Below are 12,028 nucleotides of genomic sequence, written 5' to 3' on the forward strand. Positions count from 1 at the left end.
GGCATGGCCGACGAGTCCACCCAGTCCATCGTCATAGACGCGGAGCCCTCGCGGATCGTGGCGGTGATCGCCGACTTCGCCGCGTACCCCGAGTGGGCCAACGGGGTGAAGCGCACCGAGGTGCTGGAGACCGGTTCGGACGGCTACCCGGCGCAGGTCAAGTTCAACATCGACCAGGGGCCGATCAAGGACGAGTACGTGCTGGCCTACGACGAGTGGTCGCCGCAGCGGATCTCGTGGCGCCTGGTCAAGGGGCAGATGCAGAAGTCCCAGGAGGGCAGCTACGCGTTCACCGCGCGGGGCGGCTCGACCGAGGTGACCTACACGCTGTCCGTGCAGCTGGTGGTGCCGATGATCGGCCTGTTCCGCCGCAAGGCCGAGAAGATGATCATGGACACCGCGCTGAAGGAGCTCAAGCGCCGGGTGGAAAACGCTGGATGAGCGCGCGCCTGCTGCTGTTCACCGGTAAGGGCGGGGTCGGCAAGACGACCCTGGCCGCCGCCACCTCGGCCGCGCTGGCGGCCGGGGGACGCAAGGCGCTGGTCGTGTCCACCGACCCGGCGCACTCGCTGGGCGACGCGTTCGGCATCGCGCTGGGCTCGGCCGTGACCGAGGTCGACGCCGGCCTGCACGCCGCCCAGGTCGATCCCCGTGCGCTGGTCGACGAGACGTGGCGGGAGCTGCGCGGACACCTCCGGACCGTGCTGGCGGGCGCCGGCGTGGACGAACTGGACGCCGAGGAGCTGACCGTGCTGCCCGGCGTGGAGGAGCTGCTCGCGCTCGCCGAGGTGCGGCGACTGGTCCACGGCGGGCCGTGGGACGTGGTGGTCGTGGACTGCGGGCCGACGGCCGAGACGCTGCGGCTGCTGGCGCTGCCCGAAGCGGTCTCGTCCTACCTGGAACGGCTGTTCCCCACCCACCGCCGGGTGGTGCGCGGCCTGCTGGCCGGGCTGGCGGGCAACGGCTCGTCGGCGGAGAGGTGGGACGCCACCGCCGACGCCCTCGGGCGCCTCGCGGAGAACCTGGCACAGCTGCGCGGCCTGCTGACGTCCCCGTCGACCGGCGTCCGGCTGGTGCTGACCCCCGAACGGGTGGTCGCCGCCGAGACCCGCCGCACGGTGACCGCGCTGGCGTTGCAGGGCATCCGGGTCGACGGGGTGGTCGTCAACCGCCTCGTGCCGCACCCCGGCGCGGAGAGCGGACCGGCGGCGACGTGGCTGCGGACCCGCCGGACCGAGCAGGAGGCCGTGCTGGCGTCGCTGGACCTGGGGCCGATGAGGACCGTCGAGCACCGGGCCGGGGAACCGGTCGGGCTGCCGGCGCTGCTGGAGCTCGCGGACGACTTGTACCGGGGCGCGGACCCGTTGGACGGGGTCGGGGCGGGCGCGCCGCTGATCGACGTCGTGCGGGTCGACGACGAGTACGAACTGCGGCTGGCGCTGGTGGTCGGCGACTCGGAACTGGACCTGGCGCGGGTCGGCGACGACCTGGCGGTCACCGTGGACGGCCGGCGCAAGCTGATCACCCTGCCGTCGCTGCTGCGGCGGTGCCTGGTGGTCGGCGCGGAACTGGACGACACCGGGTTGGCGGTGCGGTTCCGCCCCGACCCCGACCTCTGGATGCGGTGAGGCACGTGGACGCGAAACTCGCCGAGGAACTCCGGCTGCTGCTCGACGCCGCCGCCGAACGCGCCCAGCCCTGGCTGCACAAGCTCGCCGCCGACGGCGAGCACGACACCCGGACCTGCGGCTGGTGCCCGTTGTGCAACGCGGTGGCGCTGGTGCGCGGTGACCGTTCGGAGCTGGCGGCTCGTGCGGCCGAACACGTGGCCGGTCTGATCGCCGTGCTGCGGGCGGCGTTGGCGGAGCCCGAGGATTCGGCGTCGGCTGCCGCGTCGGCTTCCGCGGAGTCGGACCCGGACGCGGAGGGAACTGCGCCGACCAGGCCACGCGTGCAGCACATCCCCGTGGTCCGGTCGTCGCGCTCCGAGCAGCAGCCGTGCTGACAGTCGGCGTCGACGTCGGCGGGACGAGTGTGCGAGCCGGCGTGGTCAACGCCGACGGGGCTGTTCTGGACACGTCCCGCGCCGCGACCCCGTCCGGTGAGGAGGCGTTGGAGGAGGCCGTCGGCGCCGCGGTCGCGGAACTCGCCGCCAGGCACCGGGTGGCGGCGGTGGGGCTGGCCGTGGCCGGCTTCGTCGCCCAGGACCGCCGGACGGTGCTCTTCGCCCCGCACCTGGCGTGGCGCCGGGCTCCCGTCGCGGACCGCATCTCGCAGCGCGTGGGGATGCCCGTGGTGTTGGAGCACGACGCCAACGCGGCGGCGCTGGCCGAACACCGCTTCGGTGCGGCGCGCGGTGCGCGGATCGCGGCCCTGGTGGCCATCGGAACCGGGATCGGCGGTGCGCTGCTCATCGACGGCAAGGTCTTCCGGGGTGCGCACGGCGTCGCACCGGAGTTGGGTCACCTGCGGCTCGTGCCCGAGGGGCGATCTTGTCCGTGTGGCAAGAACGGTTGCTGGGAGCGCTATTGCAGCGGCACGGCGCTGACCACGACGGCGGTGGAACTGCTGGCCCGCCATCCCGGCGTGTCGACCGTGTTGGCCCGCGAGGCGCTGGGCGACTCCCGCGCCGTGACCGGCCGCCGGGTGGCCGGCGCCGCGCGCGACGGTGACCCCCTGGCGAAGCAGGCGATGTCCGACCTGGCCCGTTGGCTGGGCGAGGGCCTGGCGTTGGTGGCGGACGTGTACGACCCCGAGGTGGTCGTCATCGGTGGGGGCGTCTCCGAGTCGGCGCCGTTGTTCCTGGACGAGGCGCGTGAGCGGTACGCGGCAGTGGTGACCGGCGCGGGCCACCGACCACTGGCCCGGATACGCACCGCGCAGCTGGGCGACGACGCCGGCATCGTCGGCGTGGCCACCGTCGCCCGCGAACTGGCCACCCCGCGCACCGCCCGCAACGGCCGCCGCTGACCGCTGCGCCGCCGACCTGGCTCTACCGCCTCACAGGACGGCCTGGCCCCACCGCGTCACAGGACCGCGCCGTCGTCCCAGCCCGAATCGGGCGGTGGGCCGTTGCGGATGCGGAGGACCAGCCAGCCGACGCCCGAGCACAGCACGATCAGCGCCAGCGGGGTGCCGATCCTGGAGGCGAGGCCGAACAGCCCGGGCACCACCAGCAGGACCACCCCCAGCACGATGAGCAGCAGGGCGGCGATCGTGCCCGGTCGCAGGGCGGGCAGGGGCGGCGGTTCCGGGGGGACGAAGTGGTCGTCCGGGTCGTCGGGGACCTCGTCCGGGTCGTCGTCGGCGGTGGCCACGGCCTGGTGGCCTTCCGCGTGGGTCGGCTTGACGGGCTCGGCCTCGTCGTCCGGGGTGTCCGCCTCGTCGTCCGGCCAGGTCCTGCCGACGCCCTCGCGTTCCAGGCCGGCCACGATCTCGGCGAAGGTCGCGTCCACGTCCTCCGGGCCGTCCGTCGAGTCGCGTCGGGAGTTCATCGGCGTGCTCCAGCCCTCCGGTCGTGCGGGCGCGTCCCTCTGCCAGGCTCCATCGTCCCACGAGGCCGTTGTGTTGCGGATTACGGCAGCCGGTGGCACTTGCGACCGTACCGCCCGAATGCGGGTCTTCGTTGTGCCTGGTGCGGTTGGCTCCGTACGCTGACGCCGGGGATCAAGGCACGTCGAGGAGGCGCTCCCAGCAGTGCTCTACTGGATGATGAAACACATCTTTCTCGGGCCGCTCCTGAAGCTGTTCTTCCGCCCCCGCATCATCGAGGGCGCGGAGAACATCCCCAAGGAGGGCGGCGCGATCCTGGCGTCCAACCACCTCGCCGTCTCCGACTCGTTCTTCCTGCCGCTGAAGCTGTCCCGGCGGGTCACGTTCCCGGCGAAGATCGAGTACTTCACCGGCAAGGGGATCAAGGGCGCCTTCCAGCGCTGGTTCTTCTCCGGCGTCGGGCAGGTGCCGATCGACCGGTCCTCGGCGTCCGCCGCGCAGGGCGCGCTGGACACCGGCGTGCGCATCGTGCGGGAGGGCAAGCTCCTCGGCATCTACCCCGAAGGCACCCGCTCGCCCGACGGGCGCCTCTACAAGGGCAAGGTCGGCGTCGCGTGGATCGCCCTGGAGTCCGGCGCGCCGGTCATCCCGGTCGCCATGTTCGGCACCGACAAGGCCAACCCCATCGGCTCCAAGATGTGGCGGCCGTACCCGATCCGGATCAAGATCGGCAAGCCGCTGGACTTCTCCCGGTACGCCGGGCTGTCCGCCGACCGGTTCGTGCTGCGGTCCATCACCGACGAGATCATGTACGCCCTGATGGAGCTCTCCGGCCAGGAGTACGTCGACGTGTACGCCGCCAAGGCCAAGGAGGACCAGGGCGACCAGCGGCCGGCCGAGGACGTCGATCGGCTGCCCGACACGAAGGCCGGCTGAACCGCACCTTAAGGTTGGTGCGGTGCGGTTCTTCTACGACTGTGAGTTCATCGAGGACGGGGTCACGATCGACCTCGTCTCCATCGGGGTGGTGGACGAGGAAGGCCGCGAGTTCTACGCCGTGTCGACCGAGTTCGACCCGGAGAAAGCCGGTCCGTGGGTGCGGGCGAACGTGCTCAACCAGCTCCCGCCACCCGCCGACCAGGCGTGGCGCAGCCGCGAGCGCATCCGCCGCGACCTGCTGGAGTTCCTCGGCGGCCCCAAGGCCAACCGGGACGACATCGAGCTGTGGGCGTGGTTCGCCGCCTACGACCACGTGGCGCTGGCCCAGCTGTGGGGTCCGATGCCCGCGCTGCCGCGCTGCCTGCCCCGGTTCACCCGCGACCTGCGGCAGCGCTGGGAGGACGTGGGCCGGCCCCGCCTCCCGACGCCGCCCGCCGACGCGCACGACGCCCTCGCCGACGCCCGCCACAACCTGGCCCGGTGGAAGGTGATCGAGGCCGAGCGGCTGCGCCGCGGATTCGCCGTCCGCTAGGTGGAACCTCGCTTGCTGCACCGATCCAGGTCGTGACAGTCTTGGGTGACCCACGCCACGAGGAGATTGGTCAAGCAGATGCGTATTGGTGTGCTCACCGGCGGTGGTGACTGCCCCGGCCTGAACGCGGTCATCCGCGCCGTGGTCCGCAAGGGCATCGAGGTCCACGGCTGGGAGATCGTGGGGTTCCGCAACGGCTGGCAGGGGCCGGTCGAAGGCCTCACCAAGCCGATCGGGCTCCGTGAGGTCGAGGACATCCTCACCAGGGGCGGCACCATCCTGGGCTCTTCGCGCACCAACCCGTACAAGATCGACGGCGGCGTCGACAAGATCCGCAAGGTGCTGGCCGACGAGGGTGTCGACGCGCTCATCGCGATCGGCGGCGAGGACACCCTCGGCGTCGCCAAGCGCCTGACCGACGACGGCATCGGCGTGGTCGGCGTGCCGAAGACCATCGACAACGACCTCGGCGCGACCGACTACACGTTCGGCTTCGACACCGCCGTGCACATCGCGACGGAGTCGATCGACCGACTGCGCACCACCGCCGAATCCCACCACCGCGCCCTCGTGGTCGAGGTGATGGGCCGGCACGCGGGTTGGATCGCGCTGCACTCCGGCCTGGCCGGCGGTGCCAACGTGATCCTGGTGCCCGAGCGCGAGTTCAGCGTGGCGAAGGTCGTCGAGTGGGTGGAGCGGCGCTTCGAGAAGCAGTACGCGCCGATCATCGTCGTCGCCGAGGGCGCGGTCCCGGAAGGCGGCGCCGAGGTGCTGCACTCCGGCGAGAAGGACGCCTTCGGCCACGTCCGCCTGGGCGGCGTCGGCACCTGGCTGGCCGAGGAGATCGCCCAGCGGACGGGCAAGGAGTCCCGCGCGGTCGTGCTCGGGCACACCCAGCGCGGCGGCATCCCGACCGCCTACGACCGGGTGCTGGCCACTCGGTTCGGCCTGCACGCGGTGGATGCGGTCGCCGAGGGCGACTTCGGTGTCATGGTCGCGTTGCGCGGCACCGACATCGTCCGGGTCAAGCTGTCCGAGGCCACGGCCGAGCTGAAGACGGTGCCGCTGGAGCGCTACGCCGAGGCCGAGGTCTTCTTCGGCTGAGGACGGCAACTCCCGGCCGTGGCCTGACATCGCGGGCCTGGCGTCAGGGGCTGACATCGCGGGCCTGGCGTCAGGGTCTGGCGTCGTGGTCCGGTGCGTGATTCGCAGGAACCCGAGGCGCTTCCGGGTGGATCCCTTGATCCGCCCGGAAGCGCCTTCGTCGTTCGAGGACGGGCCACGCTCGACCGGACCGGGCGAGGCCACCGGGGTCAGAAAGCGTTCAGGCTCAGATAGGTCGCGAAGGTGCCGAGCCAGTGCTCGGCGTAGTAGCCGTGGCCGAAGACGTGGCGGCGGCCGGCTTCCTCGTGGGCGGTCGCGGCGGTGCGGGCCAGTTCGGCGTAGCGGTGGTCGGGTGGCAATGCGGCGGCGATCGCGCGCCAGTTCCACGCCCGCGACAGGGCCAGGCCCACCAGGTGTGAGCCGTACGGGTCGCCCGGGTCGTCGATGGGCACGGGCTCGCGCAGGACCTCCCACCTCGCCTCGCCGAGGTTGGGCAGGAAGGCCTCGAACCACGACGGGAAGTCCGGCAGCACGCGGCGCATCAGGTCGGCCTCGGTCAACGCGGGGGACAGGAAGTCCGCCGCGTCCGGTTCGAAGCCGCCGTAGTCGCGGTCCTCCCGGTGCCAGCGCAGCGCCGCTTCGGAGCACGCCTGTGACAGCTCGGTGTCGCCTACCGCGTTCGCCGCGTCGAGCACCATCCCGGTGGCGAACGCGGTGTTCGCGTGCGTGCCCGCCCGGATCGGCAGGCGGGCGTGCGAGACCCACTCCAGGTATCGGTCGCGCAGCACGGTGCGCAGTGGGCGCAGGTGCTCTGCCCACAACCGGGCCGACGATTGCGCCGACGACCACTGGACTGACGACGGCTGGGCCGACGATGGTTGCGCCGATGACGGCTGGGCCGGCGACGGCTGGGCGGACGGCGACTGGACTGACGATGGCTGGGCCGACGATGACTGGGCTGACGACGGCGGAGCCGGCAACGACTGGGCCGACGACGGTTGGGCCGGCAACCGAGCCGACGCTTGAGCTGACGGCTGGACCGACGCTTGGGCCGACGACGGGATTGACGGCGGGGCCTGCTCGGGGGTCTGCGGTGTTGCCGCCCAGGTGCGCAGTTCGGCGTCCAGCACCAGCAGCCACGCCCAGCCGTACGGGCGCTCCCAGAAGCCGCCGTTCGGGCCGGTGAAGAAGTCGGCCTCGGTCCGGCAGCCTTCCGGGGTGATCAGCCCGGTCAGCGCCTGCCGTGCCTCGTCGGCTCCCGGCAGGTGCGGGCGCAGCCGCAGCAGGCGCACCGCCAGCCACGTCTGGTGCACGCACGAGTGCCAGTCGAGCGAGCCCGCGAACACCGGGTGCAGCACCCGCTGCGGCACCAGGCCGGCGTCGTCGGTGATCACGTGCGTCCAGTGCACCGGGGCATCCCGCAGGACGTTCGCCACCGCCGCCGACAGCAGCCGGGTCGCGGTGTCGTCGTCCAGCGCCGTGCCGTCCATTCGGGTGCCGGGCATGACGCACATCATGCCCAGGCCAACCCGCCCCCGTCTCTCAGCGTGGACCGCCTACCCTTAACACGTGAACTGGACCGTGGACGTGCCCGTCGACACGCTTCCCGAGCTCCCGCCCCTTCCGCCCGAGCTCCGCACGCGCCTGGACGAAGCGCTCGGCCGCCCGGCTGCCCAGCAGCCGGAATGGCCGGACGCGGAGCAGGTGCGCCGGGTGCGCGCGGTGCTCGAGAGCGTGCCGCCCATCACCGTGCCCGCCGAGATCGACCGGCTGCGCGGCAACCTCGCCGAGGTGGCCCGCGGCGAGGCGTTCCTCCTCCAGGGCGGTGACTGCGCCGAGACGTTCGCGGACAACACCGAGCCCCACATCCGCGCCAACGTGCGGACGCTGCTCCAGATGGCTGTCGTGCTGACCTACGGCGCGAGCCTGCCGGTGGTGAAGATCGGCCGCATCGCCGGCCAGTACGCCAAGCCGCGCTCGTCCAACATCGACGCGCTCGGCCTGCCGTCCTACCGAGGCGACATCGTCAACTCGCTCGTCACCACGCCCGAGGCGCGCATCCCCGACCCGTCGCGGATGATCCGGGCGTACGCGAACGCGGGCGCGGCGATGAACCTGCTGCGGGCGATGACCACGGCCGGCATGGCCGACCTGCACCGGCTGCACGAGTGGAACAAGGACTTCGTCCGCACCTCGCCCGCCGGCGAGCGGTACGAGGCGCTGGCCGCCGAGATCGACCGGGGCCTGCGGTTCATGTCAGCGTGTGGCGTCGACGACTCCTCCCTTCACACCACGGAGATCTTCGCCTCGCACGAGGCGCTCCTGTTGGACTACGAGCGTGCGCTGCTGCGCCTGGACACCAACGGCGCCCAGCCGAAGCTGTACGACCTGTCGTCGCACTTCCTGTGGATCGGCGAGCGGACCCGGCAGCTGGACGGCGCGCACATCGCGTTCGCCGAACTGCTCGCCAACCCGATCGGCCTCAAGATCGGCCCGACCACCACTCCGGAGATGGCGGTCGAGTACGTCGAGCGGCTCGACCCGCGCAACGAGGCCGGCCGGCTGACCCTGATCAGCCGGATGGGCAACGGCAAGGTGCGCGACGTGCTGCCCGCGATCGTGGAGAAGGTCACCGCGTCCGGCCACCAGGTCATCTGGCAGTGCGACCCGATGCACGGCAACACCCACGAGTCGTCCACCGGGTACAAGACGCGGCACTTCGACCGGATCGTGGACGAGGTGCAGGGCTTCTTCGAGGTGCACCGCAGGCTCGGCACGCACCCCGGCGGCATCCACATCGAGCTGACCGGCGAGGACGTCACCGAGTGCCTGGGCGGCGCGCAGGAGATCTCGGACACCGACCTGGCCGGCCGCTACGAGACCGCCTGCGACCCCCGGCTGAACACCCAGCAGTCGCTGGAGCTGGCCTTCCTGGTCGCGGAGATGCTGCGCAGCTGACGGCCTGACCGACCCCGACCGCGCCCCGGCGGACCTGGACCCAGTCCCGGACCGCCGGGGCGCCGTCGTGTCGGTGACCGGGTGGGACGGCCGGCACCACCGGCGAGTCGTGGCCTCAGGCCGCCCGGCGGGCGCGCGCCGGTTAACTGCGGAACGGCCTGAGGCCGACCACCGGTTCTCCGCCCGGCAGAGGCCCGGCCGCGGGGTGTCGAGGGCGAAGCAGTGAGGGCAGTGATCGTTTCCATGCCTGCACGCTAGCCCGAACATGCGTTCGACTCGAGCGTTCGACACGATCGTGTCAGCTCGGTCCCTCGTTCAGGCGTCAAACGGCGATGATGGTGATCCGGGTGCCCTTCGGAACGCGTTCCCCGCCCCGGACCGACTGGTTGACCACCGTCGCCCGGTCGCGGTTGTTGAACTGCACGTCCACCTTGAACCCGGCCTTCTCCAGGATCTCCTTCGCCTCCTTGACCTTCTTGCCCTCCACGTTCGGCACGGTCACGCCGCGGTCCGCGGCGATGATCACGGTCACCCGCTTGTCCGCCCCGAGCGTGGCCCCCGCCGCCGGGTTGGTGCGGACCACCCGCCCGCCATCGACCTCGCCGGACGGCTCCTCCGGCCCTTCGACCGGCTCGAAGCCCGCCGCCGACAGCTCCGCGAACGCCTCGTCCTTCGTCTTGCCCTTCACGTTCGGCACCGGCTTGGGCTGGACGCCCTTGCTGAGCACGATGGTGACCGTGCTGCCGATGTCCACCGCGGTGCCGGGCGCCGGCTTCAGCGTCACCACCTTGCCCTTGGGCACCCGGTCGCTGAACGCGTCCTCCTCGGGCTTGAGCTGCGACTTCAGCCCCACCGACGCGAGTTCCCGCTCGGCCGCCGCCACCTCGACGCCGGGGTTCACCTGCGGCACGACGGGCTTGCCGCGCGACACGACCACCCGCACCAGGTCGCCCCTGGTGGCCTCCGCCCCGGGCGCCGGCTCCGTGCGCAGCACCTGACCACTGGGCACGCTGTCGCTGTTCTCCGTGGTCACCGCCGACTTCAGCGAAGCTTCCTCGATGGCGGCGACCGCGAGGCCCTCTTCCTTGCCGATCACGTCGGGTACGGAGGTGACCCGGCCGATCGCCAGCCACCAGCTCGTCAGGCCGATCAGGATCGCGGCGACCACCACGATGCTGATCCACGTGATGAACTGCTTCTTGCTGCGTGCCCGCATCTCCTCGTAGAGCTGCTCGGGTGTCTTCTTCTTCGGCGGACGCCGGGGGCGCGCGGGCCTCACCGGGCGGGGCGCGACAGCGGTGTGGTGGACGACGGCGTGCTGGACAGCGGCGGGGGCGGACTCCGTCAGCACCCCGAGAGGGAGTGCCTGGGTGCCCTGAGGCCCCGTGTGGACCGGTCTGCGCACCGGCACGGTCGCCTCGGCGTAAGCGGCGGCCCCCGCGCTCACGGGCAGCACGCGTTCCGTCTGAGGCTCCTCGAACTGCGCGGAAGACGCCTCGACGGTGGGCACGTCCACGGTCGCCAGCCCGAGCTGAGCGCGCGCCGTCTCCACCTCGGACAGGAACGCCTCGGCGTCCGCCGGCCGCAGGAACGGCTCCTTGCGCGTAGCGCGCCGCACCAACTCGGCGACCTCCGCGGGCACCCCGGTCACCGGCGGCACGTTGTCGTTCACGTGCCGGTAAGCCACGGAGATCGCCGTGTCACCGGCGTAAGGCGGCGCGCCGGTCAGCATCTCGTACATCATCACGCCGGCCGAGTACACGTCGCTGCGCGCGTCCGCGGTGCCGTTGGCGACCTGCTCGGGCGACAGGTACGCGACCGTGCCCAGGATCGTGGTGTCGCTGGTGATCCCCGGCGTGGACACCGCCCGGACCAGCCCGAAGTCCGCGACCTTCACCACGCCGCCGCGCCCGATCAGCACGTTCTCCGGCTTCACGTCCCGGTGCACGAGCCCGGCCTTGTGCGCGGCGGCCAGCGGCGACAGCACCCGTTCCAGCACGGTCAGCACGAGCGGCACGTCCAGCTTGCCCCGCGCGTTGAGCAGGTCCCGCAGCGTGCCGCCCTCGACCAGTTCCATCACCAGGTAGACGCGGTCCTCGTCGACGCCCTGGTCGTGCACCGCGACCACGCCGGGGTGGTGCAGTCCGGCCGCGGCGCGCGCCTCGCGCTCGAACCGGGCCACGAACTGCGGGTCGGAGGAGAACCGGGGGTCCATGACCTTGATGGCCACCGGCCGTTCCAGGCGCGTGTCGACACCGCGGTACACGGTGGACATGCCTCCGCGTGCCACCAGGGCGCCCACTCGGTAGCGTTGTTCGAGCAGCCCGCCGATCACGTTCGTCGCCGACCTTTCCACAGCCGTGGATCGTACGGTGGGGTGGAGCTGACCGATGCCGTGCGCCCGGAGCATCCCGACCCGCGCGTGGGATCCGCGTCAAAGCCCGGTGGAACTGGGGGTGTCCGGCAGTCGACCCGTGGGTGTACCGCCACCACCCGGTTGGCGCAGGGCGTTGCTCCCGGCGTTGTGGCATCGTGACGCACGTGAGTGCGATTCCTGCCGCTGCGGATGTGCTGGCTCCCGACCTGGAGGTCCTGGACCTTTCCGAGGTCGGCGAGCGTCTTGGTTTGCCGGTCAACCGTGTCCACCAGTTGCTGCGCGACGGGCAACTGCTCGCGGAGCGCCGGAACGGTGTCCTCGTCGTCCCCGCCCAGTTCCTCGCCGCCGGAGGCGTGGTGAAGGGGCTGCCGGGCACCATCACGGTGCTGCGCGACTCCAACTACTCGACCGATGAGATCCTTCGTTGGCTGTTCACCGAAGACGACACGCTGCCCGGCACGCCGATCGAGGCGCTGCGCGGGGACCGCGGCCGCGAGGTGAAGCGGCGCGCCCAGGCGATGGGTTTCTAGTCCCGACCAGCCACGTCCGGGCGGTTCCAGACGAGTCGCCCGGATGTGGCGCGGGCTGTCAGTGCTGCTGACAGCCCTGGTAGTGCCACTGTTGCA

Annotated in this window: 12 protein-coding genes; 9 read left to right on the forward strand and 3 right to left on the reverse strand. The window is 71.8% G+C overall.

What is annotated here, in order from left to right; genetic code table 11:
• Positions 1 to 3: 3 nt before the first annotated feature.
• The 4 genes from FHS29_RS32010 to FHS29_RS32025 are packed head-to-tail and all read left to right on the forward strand — an operon-like array spanning position 4 to position 2,970.
• Positions 4 to 441 (forward strand): SRPBCC family protein, encoded by a 438-nt coding sequence (locus FHS29_RS32010; protein WP_184697348.1) that lies wholly within the window; start codon positions 4 to 6, stop codon positions 439 to 441.
• On the forward strand, positions 438 to 1,628 hold the full coding sequence (locus FHS29_RS32015) for an ArsA family ATPase (protein WP_184697351.1): 1,191 nt from the start codon (positions 438 to 440) through the stop codon (positions 1,626 to 1,628). The genes FHS29_RS32010 and FHS29_RS32015 overlap by 4 nt, the downstream gene beginning before the upstream one ends.
• A 5-nt stretch (positions 1,629 to 1,633) precedes the next feature.
• Positions 1,634 to 2,005: a hypothetical protein gene (locus FHS29_RS32020; RefSeq protein WP_184697354.1), complete on the forward strand. Its 372-nt coding sequence runs from the start codon at positions 1,634 to 1,636 to the stop codon at positions 2,003 to 2,005.
• Positions 1,999 to 2,970: an ROK family protein gene (locus tag FHS29_RS32025; RefSeq protein ID WP_184697358.1), complete on the forward strand. Its 972-nt coding sequence runs from the start codon at positions 1,999 to 2,001 to the stop codon at positions 2,968 to 2,970. The genes FHS29_RS32020 and FHS29_RS32025 overlap by 7 nt, the downstream gene beginning before the upstream one ends.
• Before the next feature lie 56 nt (positions 2,971 to 3,026).
• Here FHS29_RS32025 and FHS29_RS32030 read toward each other — a convergent pair whose 3' ends face one another.
• Positions 3,027 to 3,494 carry a hypothetical protein gene (locus FHS29_RS32030; protein ID WP_184697360.1) on the reverse strand — a complete coding sequence of 156 codons (468 nt, stop codon included), beginning with the start codon at positions 3,492 to 3,494 and terminating at the stop codon, positions 3,027 to 3,029.
• A 202-nt stretch (positions 3,495 to 3,696) separates the two neighbouring features.
• Between FHS29_RS32030 and FHS29_RS32035 the strand changes: the two genes are divergently transcribed.
• The 3 genes from FHS29_RS32035 (at position 3,697) to FHS29_RS32045 (ending at position 6,067) form a co-directional block, all read left to right on the forward strand.
• The gene (locus FHS29_RS32035; RefSeq protein WP_184697363.1) at positions 3,697 to 4,428 is read left to right on the forward strand and encodes a lysophospholipid acyltransferase family protein; all 732 of its coding nucleotides are present in this window, start codon (positions 3,697 to 3,699) and stop codon (positions 4,426 to 4,428) included.
• A gap of 22 nt (positions 4,429 to 4,450) precedes the next feature.
• Positions 4,451 to 4,963, forward strand: coding sequence for a polyadenylate-specific 3'-exoribonuclease AS (locus FHS29_RS32040; protein WP_184697366.1), 513 nt, complete (start codon positions 4,451 to 4,453; stop codon positions 4,961 to 4,963).
• Between the two features lie 78 nt (positions 4,964 to 5,041).
• Positions 5,042 to 6,067, forward strand: coding sequence for a 6-phosphofructokinase (locus tag FHS29_RS32045; protein ID WP_184697368.1), 1,026 nt, complete (start codon positions 5,042 to 5,044; stop codon positions 6,065 to 6,067).
• A 209-nt stretch (positions 6,068 to 6,276) separates the two neighbouring features.
• On the opposite strand, the gene FHS29_RS32050 is transcribed toward FHS29_RS32045, so the two are convergent.
• Complete coding sequence (locus tag FHS29_RS32050) at positions 6,277 to 7,572, reverse strand: DUF2891 domain-containing protein (protein WP_184697372.1); 1,296 nt, start codon at positions 7,570 to 7,572, stop codon at positions 6,277 to 6,279.
• Positions 7,573 to 7,636: 64 nt separating this feature from the next.
• On the opposite strand from FHS29_RS32050, the gene FHS29_RS32055 reads away from it, so the two are divergent.
• Complete coding sequence (locus FHS29_RS32055) at positions 7,637 to 9,025, forward strand: class II 3-deoxy-7-phosphoheptulonate synthase (protein WP_184697375.1); 1,389 nt, start codon at positions 7,637 to 7,639, stop codon at positions 9,023 to 9,025.
• A 322-nt stretch (positions 9,026 to 9,347) separates the two neighbouring features.
• Here the strand turns inward: FHS29_RS32055 and FHS29_RS32060 are convergent, their stop codons facing one another.
• Positions 9,348 to 11,435: a Stk1 family PASTA domain-containing Ser/Thr kinase gene (locus FHS29_RS32060; protein WP_221456954.1), complete on the reverse strand. Its 2,088-nt coding sequence runs from the start codon at positions 11,433 to 11,435 to the stop codon at positions 9,348 to 9,350.
• Between the two features lie 131 nt (positions 11,436 to 11,566).
• Here FHS29_RS32060 and FHS29_RS32065 point away from each other — a divergent pair, with 131 nt between their 5' ends.
• On the forward strand, positions 11,567 to 11,932 hold the full coding sequence (locus FHS29_RS32065) for an Rv2175c family DNA-binding protein (protein WP_184697815.1): 366 nt from the start codon (positions 11,567 to 11,569) through the stop codon (positions 11,930 to 11,932).
• Positions 11,933 to 12,028: the final 96 nt, after the last annotated feature.

This window comes from Saccharothrix tamanrassetensis (genome assembly GCF_014203665.1).
GTDB lineage: Bacteria > Actinomycetota > Actinomycetes > Mycobacteriales > Pseudonocardiaceae > Actinosynnema > Actinosynnema tamanrassetense.

What these genes read in the sequence shown, in the direction of transcription:
- FHS29_RS32030 (WP_184697360.1), bottom strand. Translation starts at nt 3,494, where the DNA reads ATGAACTCCCGACGCGACTCGACGGACGGCCCGGAGGACGTGGACGCG.
- FHS29_RS32010 (WP_184697348.1), top strand. Translation starts at nt 4, where the DNA reads ATGGCCGACGAGTCCACCCAGTCCATCGTCATAGACGCGGAGCCCTCG.
- FHS29_RS32015 (WP_184697351.1), top strand. Translation starts at nt 438, where the DNA reads ATGAGCGCGCGCCTGCTGCTGTTCACCGGTAAGGGCGGGGTCGGCAAG.
- FHS29_RS32060 (WP_221456954.1), bottom strand. Translation starts at nt 11,435, where the DNA reads ATGCTCCGGGCGCACGGCATCGGTCAGCTCCACCCCACCGTACGATCC.
- FHS29_RS32050 (WP_184697372.1), bottom strand. Translation starts at nt 7,572, where the DNA reads ATGCCCGGCACCCGAATGGACGGCACGGCGCTGGACGACGACACCGCG.
- FHS29_RS32045 (WP_184697368.1), top strand. Translation starts at nt 5,042, where the DNA reads ATGCGTATTGGTGTGCTCACCGGCGGTGGTGACTGCCCCGGCCTGAAC.